The 19,944-nt window shown below is 54.6% G+C and carries 22 protein-coding genes; 7 read left to right on the top strand and 15 right to left on the bottom strand.

The window, feature by feature from the left end; translation table 11 throughout:
- Position 1 precedes the first annotated feature (1 nt).
- From spoT to gmk, 3 genes are read right to left on the bottom strand one after another with little or no spacing between them, the layout of a single operon-like run.
- Positions 2–2,116, bottom strand: coding sequence for a bifunctional GTP diphosphokinase/guanosine-3',5'-bis pyrophosphate 3'-pyrophosphohydrolase (spoT, locus tag ACZ6J2_RS18885; RefSeq protein WP_023309883.1), 2,115 nt, complete (start codon positions 2,114–2,116; stop codon positions 2–4).
- Positions 2,117–2,135: 19 nt separating this feature from the next.
- Positions 2,136–2,411, bottom strand: a complete 276-nt coding sequence (gene rpoZ / locus ACZ6J2_RS18880; protein WP_000135058.1) for a DNA-directed RNA polymerase subunit omega — start codon at positions 2,409–2,411, stop codon at positions 2,136–2,138.
- A 54-nt stretch (positions 2,412–2,465) separates the two neighbouring features.
- Positions 2,466–3,089 carry a guanylate kinase gene (gene gmk, locus ACZ6J2_RS18875; protein WP_010426438.1) on the bottom strand — a complete coding sequence of 208 codons (624 nt, stop codon included), beginning with the start codon at positions 3,087–3,089 and terminating at the stop codon, positions 2,466–2,468.
- 251 nt (positions 3,090–3,340) lie between these two features.
- Here gmk and ligB point away from each other — a divergent pair, with 251 nt between their 5' ends.
- The gene (gene ligB, locus ACZ6J2_RS18870) at positions 3,341–5,011 is read left to right on the top strand and encodes an NAD-dependent DNA ligase LigB (RefSeq protein ID WP_471726423.1); all 1,671 of its coding nucleotides are present in this window, start codon (positions 3,341–3,343) and stop codon (positions 5,009–5,011) included.
- A 2-nt stretch (positions 5,012–5,013) separates the two neighbouring features.
- Here ligB and ACZ6J2_RS18865 read toward each other — a convergent pair whose 3' ends face one another.
- Together ACZ6J2_RS18865 and ACZ6J2_RS18860 are read right to left on the bottom strand one after the other, a co-directional pair.
- Positions 5,014–5,631, bottom strand: coding sequence for a trimeric intracellular cation channel family protein (locus tag ACZ6J2_RS18865; RefSeq protein WP_023334014.1), 618 nt, complete (start codon positions 5,629–5,631; stop codon positions 5,014–5,016).
- A 205-nt stretch (positions 5,632–5,836) separates the two neighbouring features.
- A complete protein-coding gene (locus tag ACZ6J2_RS18860) occupies positions 5,837–6,700 on the bottom strand; it encodes a YicC/YloC family endoribonuclease (RefSeq protein ID WP_023309886.1) in 864 nt (287 codons plus the stop codon).
- Between the two features lie 125 nt (positions 6,701–6,825).
- Between ACZ6J2_RS18860 and rph the strand changes: the two genes are divergently transcribed.
- Both rph and pyrE read left to right on the top strand, forming a co-directional pair.
- On the top strand, positions 6,826–7,542 hold the full coding sequence (gene rph / locus ACZ6J2_RS18855) for a ribonuclease PH (RefSeq protein ID WP_010426431.1): 717 nt from the start codon (positions 6,826–6,828) through the stop codon (positions 7,540–7,542).
- A gap of 67 nt (positions 7,543–7,609) precedes the next feature.
- Positions 7,610–8,251, top strand: coding sequence for an orotate phosphoribosyltransferase (gene pyrE / locus ACZ6J2_RS18850; protein ID WP_471726422.1), 642 nt, complete (start codon positions 7,610–7,612; stop codon positions 8,249–8,251).
- 40 nt (positions 8,252–8,291) lie between these two features.
- Here the strand turns inward: pyrE and slmA are convergent, their stop codons facing one another.
- The 3 genes from slmA to coaBC form a co-directional block, all read right to left on the bottom strand.
- Positions 8,292–8,888, bottom strand: coding sequence for a nucleoid occlusion factor SlmA (gene slmA / locus ACZ6J2_RS18845; RefSeq protein ID WP_010426428.1), 597 nt, complete (start codon positions 8,886–8,888; stop codon positions 8,292–8,294).
- A 120-nt stretch (positions 8,889–9,008) separates the two neighbouring features.
- Positions 9,009–9,467: a dUTP diphosphatase gene (gene dut, locus ACZ6J2_RS18840; protein WP_008502691.1), complete on the bottom strand. Its 459-nt coding sequence runs from the start codon at positions 9,465–9,467 to the stop codon at positions 9,009–9,011.
- Positions 9,445–10,656 carry a bifunctional phosphopantothenoylcysteine decarboxylase/phosphopantothenate--cysteine ligase CoaBC gene (coaBC, locus tag ACZ6J2_RS18835; protein WP_471726438.1) on the bottom strand — a complete coding sequence of 404 codons (1,212 nt, stop codon included), beginning with the start codon at positions 10,654–10,656 and terminating at the stop codon, positions 9,445–9,447. Before coaBC ends, dut begins: the two co-directional genes overlap by 23 nt.
- A gap of 172 nt (positions 10,657–10,828) precedes the next feature.
- On the opposite strand from coaBC, the gene radC reads away from it, so the two are divergent.
- The 4 genes from radC to mutM all read left to right on the top strand — a co-directional run bounded on the left by radC (position 10,829) and on the right by mutM (position 13,024).
- Positions 10,829–11,497, top strand: a complete 669-nt coding sequence (gene radC / locus ACZ6J2_RS18830; RefSeq protein WP_033147044.1) for a RadC family protein — start codon at positions 10,829–10,831, stop codon at positions 11,495–11,497.
- 218 nt (positions 11,498–11,715) lie between these two features.
- Positions 11,716–11,952 (top strand): 50S ribosomal protein L28, encoded by a 237-nt coding sequence (rpmB, locus tag ACZ6J2_RS18825; protein WP_002436699.1) that lies wholly within the window; start codon positions 11,716–11,718, stop codon positions 11,950–11,952.
- 22 nt (positions 11,953–11,974) lie between these two features.
- Positions 11,975–12,142: a 50S ribosomal protein L33 gene (gene rpmG, locus ACZ6J2_RS18820; protein ID WP_003024094.1), complete on the top strand. Its 168-nt coding sequence runs from the start codon at positions 11,975–11,977 to the stop codon at positions 12,140–12,142.
- 72 nt (positions 12,143–12,214) lie between these two features.
- A complete protein-coding gene (gene mutM / locus ACZ6J2_RS18815) occupies positions 12,215–13,024 on the top strand; it encodes a bifunctional DNA-formamidopyrimidine glycosylase/DNA-(apurinic or apyrimidinic site) lyase (protein WP_339275854.1) in 810 nt (269 codons plus the stop codon).
- Positions 13,025–13,026: 2 nt separating this feature from the next.
- Here mutM and coaD read toward each other — a convergent pair whose 3' ends face one another.
- The 7 genes from coaD to rfaQ all read right to left on the bottom strand — a co-directional run bounded on the left by coaD (position 13,027) and on the right by rfaQ (position 19,919).
- Positions 13,027–13,506: a pantetheine-phosphate adenylyltransferase gene (gene coaD, locus ACZ6J2_RS18810; protein ID WP_023334018.1), complete on the bottom strand. Its 480-nt coding sequence runs from the start codon at positions 13,504–13,506 to the stop codon at positions 13,027–13,029.
- 3 nt (positions 13,507–13,509) lie between these two features.
- Positions 13,510–14,280: a glycosyltransferase family 2 protein gene (locus tag ACZ6J2_RS18805; protein WP_045887674.1), complete on the bottom strand. Its 771-nt coding sequence runs from the start codon at positions 14,278–14,280 to the stop codon at positions 13,510–13,512.
- The gene (gene waaA, locus ACZ6J2_RS18800; RefSeq protein WP_032661923.1) at positions 14,280–15,554 is read right to left on the bottom strand and encodes a lipid IV(A) 3-deoxy-D-manno-octulosonic acid transferase; all 1,275 of its coding nucleotides are present in this window, start codon (positions 15,552–15,554) and stop codon (positions 14,280–14,282) included. The genes ACZ6J2_RS18805 and waaA overlap by 1 nt, the downstream gene beginning before the upstream one ends.
- A 66-nt stretch (positions 15,555–15,620) precedes the next feature.
- Entirely contained in the window at positions 15,621–16,610 is a 990-nt protein-coding gene (locus ACZ6J2_RS18795) for a glycosyltransferase (protein WP_471726421.1), read from the bottom strand.
- An 11-nt stretch (positions 16,611–16,621) separates the two neighbouring features.
- A complete protein-coding gene (locus ACZ6J2_RS18790; RefSeq protein ID WP_471726420.1) occupies positions 16,622–17,722 on the bottom strand; it encodes a glycosyltransferase in 1,101 nt (366 codons plus the stop codon).
- A gap of 2 nt (positions 17,723–17,724) precedes the next feature.
- Positions 17,725–18,852, bottom strand: a complete 1,128-nt coding sequence (locus ACZ6J2_RS18785) for a glycosyltransferase family 4 protein (protein WP_471726419.1) — start codon at positions 18,850–18,852, stop codon at positions 17,725–17,727.
- Entirely contained in the window at positions 18,849–19,919 is a 1,071-nt protein-coding gene (gene rfaQ, locus ACZ6J2_RS18780) for a putative lipopolysaccharide heptosyltransferase III (protein WP_471726418.1), read from the bottom strand. Before rfaQ ends, ACZ6J2_RS18785 begins: the two co-directional genes overlap by 4 nt.
- Positions 19,920–19,944 lie beyond the last annotated feature (25 nt).

Raw genomic sequence — 19,944 nt, 5'->3', positions numbered from 1 at the left:
CCTAGTTTCGGTTTCGGGTGACTTTAATCACGTCCGGCATGACGCGGATCTTGCGCATAATATTCGCCAGATGCACGCGGTCGCGGGCGGTCAGACGAATAAAGGCGCTATACACGCGGCCATCTTTTTCTTCCGTATTCAGGCTCTGAATGTTGGAAGAAGCCGTGTTGATCGCTGCCGTCAGATTCGCCAGGGCACCCTGGTGGTTGAACATATCCACCTTAATTTCGGTGATAAATTCCTGCGCGGTCTCTTTATCCCACTCAACCGCCATAAATTTCTCGGCTTCTTTCTGGTAGCCGCGAATGTTACGACAGGATTCGTGGTGAATAACCAGCCCTTTACCCGGGCTGACGTGCGCAATAATCGGGTCGCCAGGAATTGGACGACAGCATTTTGCGAAGGTGATCAGTACCCCGTCTGCGCCTTTAATCGGCAGGTGTCCGTGGCTTTGTGTGGTTGCAGGCACCGCTGTCGTGTCGCCTTGCTGCAGGTTCTTCGCCACCACCACGCTCATGGCGTTGCCAAGGCCAATCTCTGCCAGCAGGTCGTCAAGCGACGCAAGCTTCATGCGCTCCAGCTCACGCTGGACGTTCTCCTGCGGAATTTCAGCCAGCTTACGGCTACCGCCCAACGCGTGGTTGAGTAGACGACGCCCCAGGCTGACAGAATCATCACGCTTGAGGTTTTTCAGCAGCTGGCGAATTTTGGCGCGCGCCTTCGAGCTCACGACAAAATTCAGCCAGGCCGCGTTCGGACGTGCGCCCGGTGCGGTAATAATTTCTACCGTCTGGCCGCTGGAGAGCGGCTGAGACAGCGGATAAGGCTGTCTGTCGACACGCGCGCCGACGCAGGCATGCCCGATATCGGTATGCACGGCGTAAGCGAAGTCGACCGGCGTTGCGCCCGCAGGCAGTTCGACAATGCGACCTTCTGGTGTGAAAACGTAAATCTCATCCGGGAAGAGATCGGATTTAACGCTCTCGATAAATTCAAACGAGCTACCCGCACTCTGCTGAAGCTCCAGCAGGCTCTGCATCCAGCGCTGGGCGCGGATTTGTGCGGTCGTGCTGCTTTCGCCACCGTGCTCTTTATACGCCCAGTGTGCGGCAACACCCATCTCTGCCATCTGGTCCATGTCTTCGGTGCGGATCTGCACCTCAACAGGCACGCCGTGTGGCCCGATCATCGAGGTGTGCAAAGATTGATAGCCGTTCGCTTTTGGAATGGCGATGTAGTCTTTCATACGCCCCGGGCGCGGTTTGTAGAGGCTGTGCATCTGCCCCAGCACGCGATAGCAGGTGTCCGAGTCGTGGACAATTACGCGGAAGGCGTAGATATCCATGATCGAGTGAAAACGCTGCTCTTTGAGCACCATTTTGCAATAGATGGAGTACAAATGTTTTTCACGACCGCTGACGCGGCACGGGATTCCCGCTTCCTGTAAGCGCCCTTCAATTTCCGAGAGGATTTTTTGAATCATCTCTTTACGGTTACCGCGTGCGGCTTTCACTACCTCTTTAATCACGCGATAGCGGTTCGGGTACAACGCTTCAAAACCCAGCTCTTCCAGCTCGGTTTTAATGTGGTGAATACCTAAACGGTGCGCCAGCGGACTGTAGATTTCGAGGGTTTCACGGGCAATGCGGCGACGTTTATCCGGGCGAAGTGAGCCCAGCGTGCGCATGTTGTGGGTACGGTCAGCGAGTTTGATGAGAATGACGCGGATATCCTGCACCATCGCCATAATCATCTTGCGGAAGTTTTCGGCTTGCGCCTCTTTCTTGTCGCGGAAATTCAGCTTATCAAGCTTAGAGACCCCTTCCACCAGTTCGGCAACGCTTTTGCCAAACAGCTGTTCCATGTCCTGGTAAGTGGCAGGGGTATCTTCGATCACGTCATGCAGCAGAGCGGCCATCAGCGTTTCGTAGTCGAGTTTCATCTCGGCCAGAATACAGGCCACCGCTACCGGGTGCGTGATATAGGGTTCACCGCTTGAACGTGTCTGGCCCTCGTGAGCGTCACGTGCAACGAGATACGCCTGCTGAAGACGCTTAATCTGGTCTTCAGGCAGGTAGGTTTGAATCAGTTGATTCAGGCTTTCAAACAGATACAAGGGCGACCCGCAGGTTTAATTAACGACGACCTTCAGCAATAGCGGTTACGGCCTGCAGTTCTGCGGCTTCCTGCTCTTGCTGCTCCTGGCGCTCACGCACGTCGAGGATCTGGTTGTTGATCAGACCTTCTTCGATTTCGCGAAGTGCAATAACGGTGGTTTTATCGTTTTCTTCCGGTACCAGCGGATCTTTACCGCCTACCTGCATCTGACGAGCGCGACGCGCGGCGACCAGCACCAGGTCAAAACGGTTACCAATTTTCTCTACAGCGTCCTGAACAGTTACGCGTGCCATACTTAAAATGCTCCACAGGTGAAGAAATGACTGGGCATGATACTGAAAGTGGGTTCAGTCTGCCAACAGTTTGGTGATTAATGCGTCATGTCGCTGCTTCTGGCGGCTCATACGCAGACGTTCTGCACGAAGAATGGTTTTGAGATCGCTCAGTGCGGCATCAAAATCATCATTCACAATAAGGTAATCATATTCCGCGTAATGGCTCATTTCTGCAACCGCCTGTTCCATACGCTTTGCGATCACTTCTTCGCTGTCCTGACCGCGGCCACGCAGGCGGCGATCCAGCTCATCTTTCGATGGCGGTAAAATAAAGATACTGCGCGAATCAGGCATTTTCTTACGAATTTGCTGTGCGCCCTGCCAGTCGATATCCAGGAACACATTCACGCCCGTGGCCAGAACCTGCTCAATGGTTTCACGCGAGGTACCGTAGTAATTACCGAATACTTCAGCGTGTTCAAGAAACGCGTCTCTGCCGATCATCGCTCTGAATTCGTCGTGATCCACAAAGAAATAGTGTTCACCGTGCACTTCACCCGGACGCGGCGCTCGCGTGGTGTGAGAAACAGAAACCTGTGTGTCGTACAACGGTTGGGTTTTTAACAGTGCCTGAATAAGGCTGGATTTACCCGCGCCACTAGGGGCAGAAACAATATAAAGCGTGCCTTGAGCCATGAGAGTCTTTTGTATGTGTTAACGAAGAAGTCCTACATACGGGCTTATTATACACGTCACCGCCGTGTGACGTAGCCTTTGTCACACTTTTTCCCGTGGATTATTGAATTTTGCGTGCCGTTTTCAGGTTTTATCTGTGGTTTTCAGCAACCAAAAGAAACACCGGATAGCGTCTCGCATTGTGAAACGTTGCCGTTAGCGTTGTTTCAGGCATCCGGGTATACCTCCTGCAATGAAAAGGAGGGGTAGCGATGTGGCGATGGATAAGCGGGTTAATGCTGTTGTGGTGTGGCTATGGCGCGGCGGTCTGTCCGGTGTGGTCGCAGGCAAAAGCAGAGAAAGAGATGGCGTCGTTAAGCGCGCAAATCAAACGCTGGGATGAGGCCTACTGGAAGCAGGGCGTGAGTGAGATCAGCGACGAGGTTTACGACCAGCTTCACGGGCGGTTAACGCAGTGGCAGCGCTGTTTTGACAGTGAGCCTTCAGAAGAGAAACTCCCCGCGCTGGCGGGAAGCGTAAAACATCCTGTTGCCCATACGGGCGTACATAAAGTGGCCAGCAAAGAGGAGTTGAGACAGTGGATGCGTGTCCGACAGCATCTGTGGCTGCAGCCAAAAGTTGACGGTGTGGCGGTAACGCTGGTCTATCGCAACGGAAAGTTAACCCAGGCCATCAGTCGCGGGGATGGCCTCAAAGGGGAAGACTGGACCGGGAAGGTACGTTTAATCCCGTCTGTTCCGCAAAATCTCACCGGCGCGCTGGCGAATAGCGTCTTGCAGGGCGAGCTTTACTGGTTATGCGACAACCACATTCAGAGCCAGTTGGGCGGAATGAACGCTCGCGCAAAGGTAGCGGGGGCGATGATGCGGCAAAAGGATAACTCGCTATTGAGCAAGATCGGCGTATTCATCTGGGCCTGGCCGGACGGATCGAAAGATATGCGTGCCTCTTTAGCTGAACTGTCTCAGGCCGGTTTTCCGCTGTCGGCACGGTACACGCTACCCGCCGATTCTGTCGATGCCGTCGAGAAGCAGCGCGCGGCCTGGCACGTGACTGCATTACCTTTTGCCACGGATGGCATTGTGGTGCGTTCGGAGGATGAACCTGCGGGCGAAGAGTGGTTACCGGGAGAAGGCCACTGGGTTGTCGCGTGGAAATATCCTCCCGCAGCCCAGGTCGCTGAGGTGAGCGATATTCATTTTTCCGTGGGGCGCACGGGCAAAATTTCCGTTGTAGCAGCGCTGGAACCCGTACAACTGGATGATAAACAGGTGCAGCGGGTGAGTCTGGGCTCGGTTGGGCGCTGGCAGAATCTGGATATTGCTCCGGGGGATCAGATACAGATCAGCCTGGCCGGGCAGGGTATCCCCCGGTTTGATAAGGTGCTCTGGCGCGGAACGGACAGACGTAAACCAGAGCCTCCGGCCTCGCGCTATCATGCTCTTAGCTGTTTCTATGCTTCGCCGGAGTGTATGGAACAGTTCTTTGCCCGGCTGACCTGGCTCAGTTCAAAGCAGGTATTCGATATTGAAGGAGTAGGCGAGTCAGGCTGGCGGACCCTCTGGCAGGCGCATCATTTTGAACATCTCTTTTCATGGCTGTTATTAACGCAGGCGCAGCTACAGGCTACACCGGGTTTTTCCTCAGCACGCGGGCTGGCGCTCTGGCACCGATTTAATCTGGTGCGCGAGAAGCCCTTTATCCGCTGGCTCATGGCAATGGGTGTGCCATTGACCCAGGCTTCGCTGAAGGCGATGGGAGACATATCGTGGCAGAAGATGAGCGGGCGCAACGCAAAGGACTGGCAGACCCTGCCGGGAACAGGAGAGGAGAAAGCACGACAAATCGTTAACTGGATTCACGCGCCTCAGATTAATGTGCTGGCGAAATGGCTCGCTGAACAGCACATCAACGGGTTCTGAAGCTAGTGGGCGCTGTGTTTGTAATGAAAAACGGGCAGCCCGAGCTTCAGACGCAGCGCCAGCATGCGGGCCGTAAAGCCAAACAGCAGCGTCGAGATGACCACCACATCATGGTTTGAAACGTAATGCTGCAGGGCGATATAGAGCACCGCTGCCGCAAAGGAGATGCCGGCATACAGCTCTTTTTGAAAGACCAGGGGGATGCGTTTGCAGAACATATCGCGCAGCACACCGCCGAATACGCCCGTGACCACGGCGGCGATGGTGGCGATAACCGGTCCTTCGCCCATATCGAGCGCGATTTGCGCACCGATGATCGAAAAGACAATCAGCCCCAGCGCATCAAGCACCAGGAACAGGCGGCGAAGATGGGGCATAACGGGCGCCACTATGGTGGTTAATACGGCGGCCGTTGCCACGATAATCACGTATTCAGGGTGTTTAACCCAGCCGAGCGGGTAATGGCCAAGCAGAATATCGCGCACGGAACCGCCACCCAGCGCGGTCGCCGTAGCAATAATGATCACGCCGAAGGTGTCCATACGGCGACGTCCGGCGGCAAGTGCGCCGGTCATGGCTTCTGCGGTGATGCCAATGAGATAAAGGATGTGAAGCAGCATATACCCTCCGGTGTGAACGCGGGGGAGGTTAGCGATTTGTGCACAAGATCACGATTGAGATTTTCTAAGGCGAGTCAGTTTGCCCTATAAATTTTTATCAAGTTATATTGAGCAGGCTTGATGAAAGGCGGTAAATCGACAAAATTGGCGTTGAGATGGATTAGAAATAGTAATGGGTGGTGCATTCGACACCACCCGAAAGGCATTACTCGATGTTCTGGATCTGCTCGCGCATCTGTTCAATCAGCACTTTCAGCTCAATCGCTGAATTGGTCACTTCTGCATTGATCGACTTAGACGCCAGGGTGTTCGACTCGCGGTTGAACTCCTGCATCATAAAGTCCAGACGGCGGCCCACAGCTTCTTTTTTCTTCAGAATGTTGTAGGTTTCTTTAACGTGCGCTTCCAGACGGTCCAGCTCTTCAGCGACATCGATACGCTGCGCCATCAGCACCAGCTCTTGTTCCAGACGGGTGTTTTCCAGCTGAACTTCCGCTTCTTCCAGTTTGGCGACAAGGCGCTCGCGCTGCCATTGCAGCACTTCTGGCATATGGGTGCGGACTTTCGCTACTTCGGTGCTCACGCCTTCAAGACGCTGCTCAATCATCGCTTTCAGCGCCTGGCCTTCGGTTTCGCGGGCAACGATAAAGTCGTCCAGCGTGCCGTCGAGAGCTGCCAGGATTTCAGCGGCAATGGCGTCCAGATCCTGCTCACCGGCGGCCATGACGCCAGGCCAGCGCAGAATATCAACCGGGTTGATTTCGCCTTCATCGCTCTGCATTTTGACCCAGTTCGCCGCATTCACGAGCTGTTTTGCCAGTTTTTCGTTGAGGATGAGCTCGCCCTGTGCGCTCGCATCAGGCTCAAAGCGCAGGTTACATTCAACTTTTCCGCGCGTCAGACGCGTACGGATACGTTCACGTACGACAGGCTCAAGGCTGCGGAACTGCTCCGGCATACGGAAATACGTTTCCAGGTAACGCTGGTTTACCGAGCGCATTTCCCATGTGGCGCTACCCCAGCTACCCTTGATTTCACGCCGGGCGTAGGCGGTCATACTGCGGATCATAGACATTCCCGTTTTTAAAGGAGAGATGGGGGGATTATAGCTTTCGGGGGCTTCTCAGGATAGGAATAAGCGTCCTTTATCCGTATAATGCGCAGCCACATTCGTTTCAAGCCGGAGAATCCATCATGCGTCCATCAGGCCGTAGCGCCAATCAGGTGCGTCCCGTCACCCTGACCCGTAACTATACAAAACACGCTGAAGGCTCCGTGCTGGTTGAGTTTGGTGACACTAAAGTGCTGTGCACCGCCTCCATCGAAGAAGGCGTTCCGCGCTTCCTGAAAGGTCAGGGCCAGGGTTGGATCACCGCAGAATACGGCATGCTGCCGCGTGCGACCCATACCCGTAATGCCCGTGAAGCGGCAAAGGGTAAGCAGGGCGGCCGTACCATGGAGATTCAGCGTCTGATCGCGCGTGCGCTGCGCGCCGCCGTTGACCTGAAAATCCTCGGCGAATTCACCATCACTCTCGATTGCGACGTCATTCAGGCAGACGGCGGTACGCGTACCGCGTCGATTACCGGCGCCTGCGTGGCGCTGGCGGATGCCCTGAACAAGCTGGTTGCGGCCGGTAAGCTGAAAACCAACCCAATGAAAGGCATGGTTGCGGCGGTTTCAGTTGGTATCGTTAACGGCGAAGCGCTTTGCGATCTGGAATACGTTGAAGATTCCGCAGCCGAAACCGACATGAACGTGGTGATGACCGAAGATGGTCGCATCATTGAGGTGCAGGGCACGGCGGAAGGCGAGCCGTTCACCCACGAAGAGCTTCTCTCCCTGCTGGCGTTGGCCCGAGGGGGAATCGAATCCATTGTAACGACGCAGAAAGCGGCGTTAGAAAATTGATTTTAAAGGCGACCAATGAGTCGCCTTTTTTTTGCCTGTAAGACAGAAAAACCAAAGGAGCAAATCCATGAAATCGTATCAGCGCCAGTTTATTGAGTTTGCGCTTAACAAGCAGGTACTTAAGTTTGGCGAATTTACGCTGAAATCCGGGCGTAAAAGTCCCTATTTCTTCAACGCCGGGCTGTTTAATACCGGGCGCGATCTGGCACTGTTAGGCCGTTTCTATGCCGAAGCGCTGGTGGATTCCGGGATTGATTTTGATCTGCTGTTTGGCCCGGCCTATAAAGGCATTCCGATTGCGACCACCACCGCGGTGGCGCTGGCGGAACACCATGACCGCGACGTGCCGTACTGCTTTAACCGCAAAGAGGCCAAAACCCATGGCGAAGGCGGGAATTTGGTCGGCAGCGCGCTGCAGGGCCGCGTCATGCTGGTCGATGACGTGATTACCGCGGGTACGGCGATCCGCGAATCGATGGAGATTATTCAGGCCAACGGTGCGACGCTTGCTGGCGTGCTGATTTCTCTGGATCGTCAGGAGCGTGGTCGCGGTGAAATTTCCGCTATTCAGGAAGTCGAGCGCGATTACAGCTGCAAAGTGACGTCGATTATCACCCTGAAAGACCTGATTGCGTATCTGGAAGAGAAGCCTGAGATGGCGGACCATCTGGCGGCGGTACGTACGTACCGGGAAGAGTTCGGGGTGTAATTAAATTGCCCGGTGGCGCTACGCTTACCGGGCTTACGGATTACTGCAACTGAGCAGCCACTAACGGCCAGCGGGCGTCAAAATCGTCCGTTGGACGGTATTTGAATTCGCTACGCACAAAGCGGGAGAGCATCCCTTCACAAAACGCCAGGATCTGGCTTGCCAGCAGCGTCTCATCGATGGTGTAACCTTCGCCTTCACGCATTTTCTTTTCGCGCAGTACCTGGCGCAGCTGCGCTTCAATACGTTCGAAAAGCTGGTTAATGCGGCCCTGCAGTCTGTCCTGTTCAAACATCAGCGCGTGGCCGGTGAGAATACGGGTTAAGCCCGGATTGCGTTCACCGAAGCCCAGGATTAGCAGCACAATCAGACGCAGACGCGCGGTGGTGTCTTTTTCGTCTTTCAGAATCAGGTTGATGCGCGTAATCAGGCTGTCTTCAATAAACTCGATCAGACTGTCGAACATCCGGGTCTTGCTCGGGAAATGACGGTACAGCGCCGCCTCAGACACGCCTACAGAGGCGGCCAGTTTAGCGGTGGTGATGCGTTGACTGCCATCGCTGGATTCAAGCATCAGAGCCAGAGATTGAAGTATTTCTTCGCGACGATTCCTTTTCGCGGTTTGTTTTTCTGCCATGTTACAAAATACCCCTGAAAATAAGCACTTGCCAGGCTGGCATCCACACAGCGACCGCAAACGGGCGTTTGCGGTTTGTTATTGCATTATGACGCTGTGAGATACGTGTCTTTCGGGCCGTTATTTGCGCCCGGAATGGCCGAAGCCGCCTTCGCCACGGTCGGTGGCGTCAAAGTCTGCCACCAGGTTAAATTCTGCCTGTACCACCGGTACAAAGACCATCTGGGCGATACGCTCGCCCGGTTCAATGGTGAAGCTGTCCTGACCGCGGTTCCAGACGGAGACCATCAGCTGACCCTGGTAGTCGGAGTCGATCAGACCGACCAGGTTACCCAGCACAACGCCGTGCTTATGGCCCAGGCCAGAACGCGGCAGGATCACCGCTGCCAGAGACGGGTCAGCAATGTGAATCGCCAGGCCAGTTGGAACCAGGGTAGTGGCACCCGGAGCCAGTTCTACGGCGTCATCGAGACAGGCGCGCAGGTCAAGACCGGCAGAGCCGGAGGTGGCATAGGTTGGCAGCGGGAATTGCTCGCCAACACGCGGGTCCAGAATCTTAACGTCGATTTTTTTCATCATAACGGGTAACGATCTCGTCCAGTAATTGTTGGCCCAGGAGTTCCTTGCGCTCAAGCGGTAAGACTTTATCTCCATCCTGCCAGAAAAGGTGCAGTGCGTTGCTGTCGCTGTTAAATCCTTGTGTGGCCAGCGATACGTCGTTCGCGCAAATCAAATCGAGGTTTTTGCGGGTACGTTTTTGCCGGGCATATTCTTCCACATTATTCGTTTCTGCGGCAAACCCAACAACGTATGGACGATGGCTTTTTAGTGCGGCGACACCGGCGACAATGTCCGGGTTTTTCACCATTTTTAGTGTTAATTCATCGCCTTGCTTTTTAATTTTAGCCTCGGCGATCGTCTCGGCACGATAGTCTGCGACGGCCGCACAGCCGATAAAAATTTGCTGGCTTTGCGCATGTGCCTGCACGGCGGCTTCCATCTCCAGCGCGGTGGTGACGTCAATTCGCTTCACAAACGCAGGGGTAGGCAGCGATACCGGGCCGCTCACCAGCGTGACGTTCGCGCCACGCCTTGCGGCGGCGGCGGCAATCGCAAAGCCCATTTTGCCGGAGCTGTGGTTGGTGATGTAGCGCACCGGATCCAGCGGCTCGCGCGTGGGGCCCGCGGTAATCATGATGTTGAGATGTTGCAGATCGTTGACAGGCGAAAAATGGGCTGCTGCCATATCAACAATCGTCAGCGGATCAAGCATGCGACCCGGGCCAACGTCGCCGCAGGCCTGGCTGCCGCTGTCCGGACCCCAGATAAGCAGGCCGCGTGAGACCAGCGTCTCAAGATTATGCTGGGTGGCCGCGTTACGGTACATCTGCTGGTTCATGGCAGGAACGACGGCAACAGGCGCAGGGGTGGCCAGACAAATAGTGGAGACCAGATCGTTTGCCATACCGGCCGCAACCCGAGCGATTAAATCAGCCGTGGCGGGAGCGAGGATAACCAGGTCTGCCCATTTTCCCAGCTCAATATGGCCCATCGCGGCTTCGGCGGCCGGATCGAGCAGGCTGTCAGATACCGGGTATCCTGAAACGGCCTGCAGGCTCAGGGGAGTGATAAAGGCTTTACCGCCTTCGGTTATCGCGACCCGCACGTCAGCTCCGCGCTCGCGCAGACGACGCACCAGCTCCGGCGCTTTATAAGCAGCAATGCCGCCGCTCACGCCAAGAACGATTTTTTTACCGGCCAGGCTCATCATGATTCTTTCCTGTTGGGTTTCACCAGAGAGCGGGCATTTTATCACAATCCCCAAAGCGGAGTGATTTTGTCCTTCGTCCACTTTGCGAGGCGCTACGCAAGAACGCAATGTGGCCGTCGAGCGACGGATTGGCCTGTGGCAGCATGAGGTTAAAAAGGGGAGAAAGAGCATGGAAGAAGAGGATGAGGAGCTGCTGCCGCGCGAAAAACTGTTGCGCTATGGCGTCACCCTGTTAAAAGACGATGAACTGCTGGCGCTCTTTTTACGTACCGGAACGCCCGGAAAAACGGTATTTACGCTGGCAAAAGAGCTGATCGCACATTTCGGTTCGCTGTACGGTTTATTGACCGCCGATCTGGCGCAGTTTAAGCACGTTGAGGGAATTGGCGTGGCGAAATATGCCCAGCTGAGGGGCATTGCTGAACTTGCCCGCCGTTTTTACAATGTCCGCATGGAGAAGGAAGATCCGATCCTGACGCCCGCGATGACGCGTGAATTCCTGCAAAGCCAGTTAACTGATATTGAACGCGAGATCTTTATGGTGATCTTTGTCGATAACAGAAATCGGGTGCTGAAACATAGCTGTCTCTTTGCGGGCACGTTGAGCCACGTTGAGGTGCATCCGCGTGAAATTGTGCGGGAAGCGATAAAAGTGAATGCAGCGGGCGTGATCCTCGCGCATAATCACCCCTCTGGCTGTGCAGAACCGAGCAGAGCGGACAAAGAAATCACCGAACGCATTATCAAATGCTGTCAATTCATGGACATTCGTGTGCTGGACCATTTGATAATTGGCCGCGGTGAGTACATTTCTTTCGCAGAACATGGCTGGATTTAGGCTATTTCTCGCGATCCATCGGGATCTTTGTCTGTTCGGGACTTGAGCACACCGCCGAGTCAGCGTATACTACGCCACCTTTGAGAATCTCGGGTTTGGCATTTGGGCCTGGCAATCGAGAGTTCACTTAGAACTATGCGATGACCGGGCTGTAAAGCCTGACGAGGCGCCGATACCCCATACGAAGCTCGAGCTAATTTGATTTTTGGAGAATAGACATGTCCCGAGTCTGCCAAGTTACTGGCAAGCGTCCGGTGACCGGTAACAACCGTTCCCACGCACTGAACGCGACTAAACGCCGTTTCCTGCCGAACCTGCACTCTCACCGTTTCTGGGTTGAGAGCGAGAAGCGTTTTGTCACCCTGCGCGTATCTGCTAAAGGTATGCGTGTAATCGATAAGAAAGGCATCGATACAGTTCTGTCCGAACTGCGTGCCCGTGGCGAAAAGTACTAAGTACTTAAAGAGGAAATAAATCATGGCTAAAGGTATTCGCGAGAAAATCAAGCTGGTTTCTTCTGCTGGTACAGGTCACTTCTACACCACCACGAAGAACAAACGTACTAAGCCGGAAAAACTGGAACTGAAAAAATTCGATCCAGTTGTACGCCAGCACGTACTGTACAAAGAAGCTAAAATCAAATAATTTTAGTCTCCTTGTATCGAAAAACCCCGCAATTGCGGGGTTTTTTGCATTCTGTATCTCAACGGAGGAACCATGCCTGAATTACCTGAGGTAGAAACCAGCCGTCGCGGCATTGAGCCCCATCTGGTCGGCGCAACGATTCTTCACGCGGTGGTCCGCAATGGACGTCTGCGCTGGCCGGTGTCCGATGAGATCCATGCCCTGAGCGATAAACCCGTCCTTAGCGTACAGCGTCGCGCGAAATACCTGCTGCTAGAGCTGCCCGACGGCTGGATTATTATCCACCTGGGAATGTCCGGGAGCCTGCGCATTCTTACCGAAGAACTGCCTGCGGAAAAGCATGACCATGTCGATCTGGTGATGAGCAACGGCAAAGTGCTCCGTTACACCGACCCACGGCGCTTTGGCGCGTGGCTGTGGACGAAGGAGCTGGAAGGGCATAACGTGCTGGCGCATCTGGGCCCGGAGCCGCTCTCAGACGCGTTTAACGCGGAATACCTCAAGGCGAAGTGTGCGAAGAAGAAAAGCCCGATTAAGCCCTGGCTGATGGATAACAAGCTGGTGGTCGGCGTGGGGAATATCTACGCCAGCGAATCGCTGTTTGCGGCCGGGATCCATCCCGATCGGCTGGCCTCTTCGCTGTCTGCGCAGGAGTGCGAGCTGCTGGCCCGGGTGATTAAAGCTGTATTACTTCGCTCGATTGAGCAGGGCGGGACAACGTTGAAGGACTTCCTGCAAAGTGACGGCAAGCCGGGCTATTTTGCCCAGGAGCTGCAGGTATATGGCCGTAAAGGCGAACCGTGCAGAGTCTGCGGCACGCCCGTTATTGCTACGAAGCACGCCCAGCGCGCCACGTTCTACTGCCGTCAGTGCCAGAAATAGGGCTACTTTAGCTTTTCCATCAATGCCTGATGGACGTTAGTCGGCAGGAAATGGGTGACGTCGCCGTGATGACGCGCCACCTCTTTTACCAGCGTGGAAGAGATAAACGACCACTCTTTGGAGGGCATCAGGAACACGCTCTCCAGCTCCGGCATCAGGTGGCGGTTCATGTGCGCCAGCTGCATCTCATACTCGAAGTCTGCCACCGCGCGTAAACCACGGATAAGAATGTTTGCCTGCTGAGCGCGGGCGAAGTTAGCCATCAGGTCGCTAAACCCGACCACCTCAACATTCGGCAGGTGCGAAATGGCATCGGTGGCGAGCTGTACCCGCTCGTTGAGGTCAAACATCGGCTTTTTGCTGGGGCTGGCGGCAATGGCCAGGATCACCTTGTCGAACATGCACGCCGCACGGGTGATGATATCAAGATGACCGTTGGTGATCGGATCGAAGGTACCCGGATAAATCGCTTTTGTGCTCATGGCTCACGTTTTCTCTGAGTAGCCGCGGCAGAGCGCCCACAGCTCGGTGTATTTGTTGAAAGTATACTGGGCATTCACTACCGCGAGTAACCAGCCCTGCTTACCGTCCAGCACGCCACCACGCAGCAGCAGCGTTTTCAGAAACGCGCCCAGCGTGTGGGTGAAGATTCCCGTCAGCGAGGCCTTCTTGCCGCGCTGGTGACGCTCCTGCGCCCATGCGGTGGCATAGTTGAGCTGTTTACGCTGGAAGCTCGCGAAATCACGGCAGGTCAGGTGCAGCAAATCGCCCGTCAGGGGGATGACCTGAGCGCTATCGCAGCTCAGGGATTCATGCACCAGATTGTCGTTGTACTGATACCGCTCGCGCTCGTAGAGGCGCATCACGCGGTCAGGATACCAGCCGCTGTGGCGCATAAAACGGCCAAGGAAGTAGTTGCGGCGGGCAATGCTGTATACGGCGCCAGGCTGGGGCGAGGAAATCACCGCCTGAATGGCCTGCTGAAGCTCAGGCGTGATGCGTTCGTCGGTGTCGAGCATCAGGACATAATCACCTGTGGCATACCCCTGCGCGCGCTGGCGCTGGATGCCGTAGCCTTGCCAGTCAGCGTCGACAAAGACTTTTGCGCCCGCTGCCCGGGCAACGTCCACCGTGTTGTCCGTACTTCCGGAGTCAAGAATGACTATCTCGTCAGCCCAGGCAACCGACGCCAGGCAGTCCGGAAGCAGGTCGGCGGCGTTTTTGGCGATCATGACGACCGACAGACGCGTTGACATCAGTGGCTCCGCTGAGGCAGATAAGGTTGCAGAAGCTGCAGCAGTCGGGTCAGTGCGCCCTGGTTCTGGTGCAGCACTTCGACGGCATGACGCCCGTACCACAGGCGATAATCTTCGTCAGTCAGAAGGGTCGATACCTCTTTAACCACCGAATCCGCATCGGTCACGGTAATTAAACCATCGGCCTGCTGTAATTTCGCGCAGATATCTTTGAAGTTAAACGTGTGCGGCCCCATCAGTACCGGAATGGCGTGGGCTGCCGGCTCCAGCGGGTTATGACCGCCGCGCTCGACCAGGCTGCCACCGACAAACGCGAGATCAGCAATGCCGTACAGCAGCATCAGTTCGCCCATCGTATCGCCAATCACCACCTGGGTGCTGCCGGAAGGGATTTCACCGCTGCTGCGCAGCGTGAAGCTGAAGCCGCCTTTCTGGACCATTTCACGGGCATCCTTAAAACGCTCCGGATGGCGAGGCACGAGGATCAGCAGTAAATCAGGGAATTTTTCCAGCAGCTTGCGGTGAGCCTGCAGGATGATCTCTTCTTCGCCATCATGGGTACTGGTGGCAATCCAGACCTGACGACGCGGGGCCCACTGGCGACGCAGCGTGATCGCACGGGCGGCGAGCTCAGGGGTAACGGAAATATCAAATTTCAGGCTGCCCGTTACCGCAAGCTGGTTGCGTTTCAGGCCCAGCGCGATAAAGCGTGCCGCATCCTCTTCGTTCTGCGCGGCAATCAGCGTAATTTTGCTCAGCAGGCGGCGCATAAACTTACCCAGCTTGCCGTAACCTTTCGCCGAGCGCTCTGACAGGCGCGCGTTGGCAATGACCAGCGGGATTTTACGGGCATGCAGGGCGGAAATCATATTCGGCCACAGTTCGGTTTCCATCACGATCACCAGCTTCGGGCGAACGGTATTCAGGAAACGATTCATGGCGCAGGGCAGATCGTAAGGCAGATAGACGTGCTGCACGTCTTTACCGAAAGCGGATAACGCGCGCTCCGAGCCGGTTGGCGTCATCGTCGTGACGGTGATTGGCAGCGAAGGGTAGCGGTGACGCAGGGCGCGAACCAGCGGGATCGCCGCCAGCGTTTCACCGACAGAAACGGAATGCAGCAAAATACCGTCCGGTACGACTTTATTGCGGCAGAAGCCATAGCGTTCAGCCCAGCGTTTACGATACGCAGGCGCTTTCCGGCTACGAAGCAACAGTCTCAGCCACACCAGTGGCTGAATGATGTAGAGCAGAGCGGTATACAACAATTCCAAGCGATTATCCGTTTTTTTAGTTTCGGCGGGCAAATTCTAAGCATTTAGGCCAGGTAAAGCTATCTCTTATGCCAGATACCGTTTCAAACGGAAATAACGTCGACCCAGCCGCCAGCGCAGACGCGGACTTTTTGCACTTTTCCAGATGAGTTTCCAGATGCCAGTTTCGAAGAACTCTTTAATAATCATTGATTTCTTCTTCTCATCCTTCATGTTGTCGAAGGTGTGAATAATGCCCAGGCCCTCTTTGGCAATTTGCCAGTGGCAGGCAGGGATCCCTTTCACTTTATCCGGGTAGCGCTGATTGATGGCGTCGAGCATCTGCAGGATTTTCATGTAGTGACGCGCGGAGCGAATCAGCGTGTCGTCATTGTCCGGCATATGGGACACCGATGCAGAGTGAATGTAGTAGTCGTAATAACGTTCACTGGTGTACTGAACCCGCTCTGCCGCAAGCAGCACTTCGGTGGTCCACGGGATATCCTGATGGCGCAGGCCGGGTTCGAAATGGAAATTGTGTTTACGGATAAAGTCGTGGCGATAGATATTCAGCCAGGTGACGTGAAGGAATTTACGAGAGTCCAGCGCCATTTTTAACCACGCAGGGCCAGCCATGACCCCAGTCGAAGACAGTTTGTCTTCAGGGAAGATCGGGCGCGAGGGTTTCTTGTTATTCTCCCAGACGTAGTTCCCGTTACAGGTGGCGACATCCAGATCCTGCGTGACGGCCATATCCAGCAGGCGCTGGTACATGCCGGGTTTAAAGACATCATCAATATCCGGGAAAGAGAGATATTGACCCGTCGCAACGGCCAGACCGGTGTTACGCGCGATGGATACGCCCTGGTTTTGCTGTTCTATGACCTGCAGCTGCGGCAGTTTTTCTCGCCAGTTTTCGACGATCTCCATCGAGCGGTCAGTAGAGCCGTCATTGACAATGATGACTTCCATGCTGTCGATGCGTTGATTGACAAGGCAGGTAAAGAACTGATCCAGGAAAGCTTCACCGTTATAAACGGCAACCACCACGCTTAACAATGGGGCTGAATTTTGCATAAGAAACCTGATTATTTTTGATTGTCGACCAGAGCAATATATTGCTGGCAAATGGCACTGATACCGAACGACGCGATGGTTGCATCGCCAACGACCGGCGGGGCGGTATAAATATCCGCCAGCGTTTTTGCCAGTGACTCGTCATTTAACTCTGCCAGCCCGCGCGCTAAAGCCCCGGTAAGGATTTCGGCAGGGCCTCCTGGGCAATTTGTACTGACCGGTGGCGTCTGGCAGATAATGGCTTCGACCAGCACATTACCAAAACCTTCGCAGTCAGAACTTAACACTAAAAGGCGTGCCCCTTTAATCCAGGGATAGGGATTGGACTCGAACGGGCGGAAAACCGTTTTGTTTTCAATACCCAGCTCGGCAGCAAGCTGCTTGAGTTTTTGAATTTGAGCGTCAGACCCATTGCCCATCATGACCAGCGTGGTGTCAATGTTACTCAGGGCGAACGCACGTAAAAGGCGGTCGTGGCGTTTGTGCTCATGGAAGCGGCCAACATGAATAATGTAATCCTTTCCCTGCATCTCGAAGGGCGCATCCGCCAGACGCTGAATTTCAGGAATATCGAAAGGATTATGGATAACCGCTTTGCGTCGAAGATTGAGCGCCAGCGTCTCGGAAAGGTCTGTCAACACGGCGCCTGAGACGGCGACAACGTTGCGGTTTTCGTAGGTATGACGGATTTTAAGATGTTTAAACCAGCGCGAAAGTCCGCTGCGATGGCGAAGATAGGAGAACGAGAACATGCCGTGCACGCAGAACCAGACTTTGTCACGTTCCAGCGCGCGGCAGTGCGCCACAATGCGGTCGGTTTTGTGCAGGTGAGAGAACACCACATCAAATTTGCCGCTGCGCTCAGCTCGCTCAATCGCCTGATCCAGCAGTTGGGCGCGGCGTGGGATCTCCGTCAGCTTTCGCCACGGTTTTTTACATGTGTCCTGAACAACCTGATAATCGATGCCGTCCGGGATGGCGTAGTCGCACACTTTCCGCAGAGAGAATAGAGAGACCTGATGTCCCATTTCTATTAATCCACGGGAGAGTGTAAGAACCGTTTTTTCAGCTCCTCCACCGGGTAAACCATCAATAATCATTAGGATGCGCATTTTTAATCCAGTAATTTTTGATAAAGCGTAATAAGCTGACTTGATAGTTTTTCGGGAGTAGCGTCTTTTACACGTTCACGTGCCGCTCGTCCCATATTGTTATTTTTTTCCAGTAAAGGAATAGCGGCTACCGCTTCCTTCAATGTACTGATATCAAGTGCGTCACAATAAAATCCGTTCTGGCCTTGTTGAATAAACTCTGCACCACCGCAACTCTCTGAAGTAATGACGGGCAAGCCGCAGGCCATCGCTTCAAGAATAACGTTAGGAAAGGGATCATACAGCGTTGGCAACAGTAAACCATCGGATAGCTGATAAAAAGGCAGAGTTTCTTTTTGCACCCCCAGGAAACGGATTTGCCCCTCGCAGCCTAACGAACGGGCGAGGTCGCGATAACGACGCTCTGCTTTATCTTGCCCAACCACAATCAGCCAGGCTGATGTTCCAGCGATAGCGCGTATGGCGCTGGCTAATCCTTTTCGTTCAAACCCTGAGCCAACAAAACAGAACACAACGGCATCGGCTGGCAAACCAACTTGCTGGCGCAGCATCGCACGCTGTGCCTCCTGGGCCGGAACGAAGCGGCTGGAATCAATAGAATTATAAATCACATGAATTTTATTTGCGTCAATATCAAAGTCTTCAACGATTTCGCGTTTGATCATCTCCGCATTGCAGATTACGGCTTTTAACTCAGGCGCCTGATACATTTCCCGTTCCGCACGCATCACGTAGCGGTGATAGCGGTCATACATCAGCATTTGCGCACGCCAGGCAGGTAAAATGCGCGCGCGCTGCAGCAGCCAGCGACGATGCACCCCATCACCCGCGCGATAGATATCACAACCCGGGATGCGCTCATGGCTTTGAACAATATCAAACTGCTGTTGCTGCCACAGCGCGCGCGCGGCCTGTGCAAATCCGCGCTCTCGACTGATCCGGCCCCATTTTTGAGGGTTGCAAATGTGGATATGCCAGTCGTCTTGCTTCTCTCCCTGCCACTCACGCGTGATGACGTTGAGCTCAAGGTTCTGATTGCTCAGCGCGGTGAGAGCGCGCGAAACGAAGCGTTCCGCTCCGCCATCAGGGCGATATTTTTGGCGAACAATGGCCAGACGATGGTGTTTCATGACAGATATCTCCTTGCGGCGGAGACGACAGCATCAACGGGAATGGCGTCGAGATAGCGTTCTTTCGTTTTGGTATCAATGGCATCCGGATCGGGTAGCGGGCCGTAATTGCCGGCCCAGATGACTTCGCCGTTGACTTGCCATGGAGACCAAAACGTGAGTTTAGAAGGACCAAACAGCGCCACGCAGGGCGTTTGCAGCGCGGCGGCCATATGCATTGGAACGGAGTCAACGCCGATAAAAAGACGCGCATGATCGATAAGTGAGGCCAACTGGCGCAACGTTAGCTGGCCCGCCAGCGAGACGACTCCCGTCTTTGGCGAGGCGGCGAGAATGCGATCGATCATCGCCAGCTCTTTTTTATCCGGCCCCGCGGTGAGCACAACCGTATGACCATCCTGCTGCAGTGCGGTAATGGTTTGCGCCATTTTGTCCTCGCTCCAGCATTTAAAGAACCAGCGGGACGTCGGCTGGATCACGATATAGCTGTCGCCCACAGCCGTCTGCATCAGCTTTTGGCGGGCATGATCCCAGTCTTCTGCGGTGTAAGCCATGGTGACGGCAGGCTGCGGCGCGACCGGTAATGGCGCCAGAATGGAAAGATTCTGTTCGACCGTATGCAGGGATTTGTGACCGTCGACAGAGACCAGATCGGTGTGACAAAAACGCCAGAATGCACTGTTGCGTTTGTTAAACGCGAATCCGAGGCGAACGGGTGCACCGGTGAAGCGGGTGACGATCGCGCTACGCCATTGATCGGCAAGGTTAATCACCAGATGATAATGCTGATTTCTTAACGCACTCAGCAACTGCCACTCTTTTTGAAGATGCTTCAGCGTGCCAAGCTGTTTCCATTTACGATCGATTCCATAAATTGTACCGATCGCCGGATGCGCGGCGAGCATATCGCGCGTTTCTTCATACAGCAGGACATCAATCTGCGCCTGCGGCCATTTTTGACGTAGCGAATCAATGACGGGAGTGGTCAGTAACATGTCGCCATGATGGCGGAGTTTGATAAGTAAAATGCGCAAATCAGGTGTGTCAGGTAAGTTATTCATCATCATCTTATCGGCGTTGTACTGATGGCAA

The sequence above is a fragment of the Enterobacter sp. E14S genome (assembly GCF_055666685.1).
Note: the sequence above shows the minus strand (reverse complement) of the source record. Positions and strands in the feature narration are given on the sequence as shown.

Coding starts and splice junctions, on each gene's coding strand:
- rpoZ (WP_000135058.1), bottom strand. CDS start 2,411: ATGGCACGCGTAACTGTTCAGGACGCTGTAGAGAAAATTGGTAACCGT.
- gmk (WP_010426438.1), bottom strand. CDS start 3,089: ATGGCTCAAGGCACGCTTTATATTGTTTCTGCCCCTAGTGGCGCGGGT.
- ligB (WP_471726423.1), top strand. CDS start 3,341: ATGTGGCGATGGATAAGCGGGTTAATGCTGTTGTGGTGTGGCTATGGC.
- ACZ6J2_RS18865 (WP_023334014.1), bottom strand. CDS start 5,631: ATGCTGCTTCACATCCTTTATCTCATTGGCATCACCGCAGAAGCCATG.
- ACZ6J2_RS18860 (WP_023309886.1), bottom strand. CDS start 6,700: ATGATCCGCAGTATGACCGCCTACGCCCGGCGTGAAATCAAGGGTAGC.
- rph (WP_010426431.1), top strand. CDS start 6,826: ATGCGTCCATCAGGCCGTAGCGCCAATCAGGTGCGTCCCGTCACCCTG.
- pyrE (WP_471726422.1), top strand. CDS start 7,610: ATGAAATCGTATCAGCGCCAGTTTATTGAGTTTGCGCTTAACAAGCAG.
- slmA (WP_010426428.1), bottom strand. CDS start 8,888: ATGGCAGAAAAACAAACCGCGAAAAGGAATCGTCGCGAAGAAATACTT.
- dut (WP_008502691.1), bottom strand. CDS start 9,467: ATGATGAAAAAAATCGACGTTAAGATTCTGGACCCGCGTGTTGGCGAG.
- coaBC (WP_471726438.1), bottom strand. CDS start 10,656: ATGAGCCTGGCCGGTAAAAAAATCGTTCTTGGCGTGAGCGGCGGCATT.
- radC (WP_033147044.1), top strand. CDS start 10,829: ATGGAAGAAGAGGATGAGGAGCTGCTGCCGCGCGAAAAACTGTTGCGC.
- rpmB (WP_002436699.1), top strand. CDS start 11,716: ATGTCCCGAGTCTGCCAAGTTACTGGCAAGCGTCCGGTGACCGGTAAC.
- rpmG (WP_003024094.1), top strand. CDS start 11,975: ATGGCTAAAGGTATTCGCGAGAAAATCAAGCTGGTTTCTTCTGCTGGT.
- mutM (WP_339275854.1), top strand. CDS start 12,215: ATGCCTGAATTACCTGAGGTAGAAACCAGCCGTCGCGGCATTGAGCCC.
- coaD (WP_023334018.1), bottom strand. CDS start 13,506: ATGAGCACAAAAGCGATTTATCCGGGTACCTTCGATCCGATCACCAAC.
- ACZ6J2_RS18805 (WP_045887674.1), bottom strand. CDS start 14,280: ATGTCAACGCGTCTGTCGGTCGTCATGATCGCCAAAAACGCCGCCGAC.
- ACZ6J2_RS18795 (WP_471726421.1), bottom strand. CDS start 16,610: ATGCAAAATTCAGCCCCATTGTTAAGCGTGGTGGTTGCCGTTTATAAC.
- ACZ6J2_RS18790 (WP_471726420.1), bottom strand. CDS start 17,722: ATGCGCATCCTAATGATTATTGATGGTTTACCCGGTGGAGGAGCTGAA.
- ACZ6J2_RS18785 (WP_471726419.1), bottom strand. CDS start 18,852: ATGAAACACCATCGTCTGGCCATTGTTCGCCAAAAATATCGCCCTGAT.
- rfaQ (WP_471726418.1), bottom strand. CDS start 19,919: ATGATGATGAATAACTTACCTGACACACCTGATTTGCGCATTTTACTT.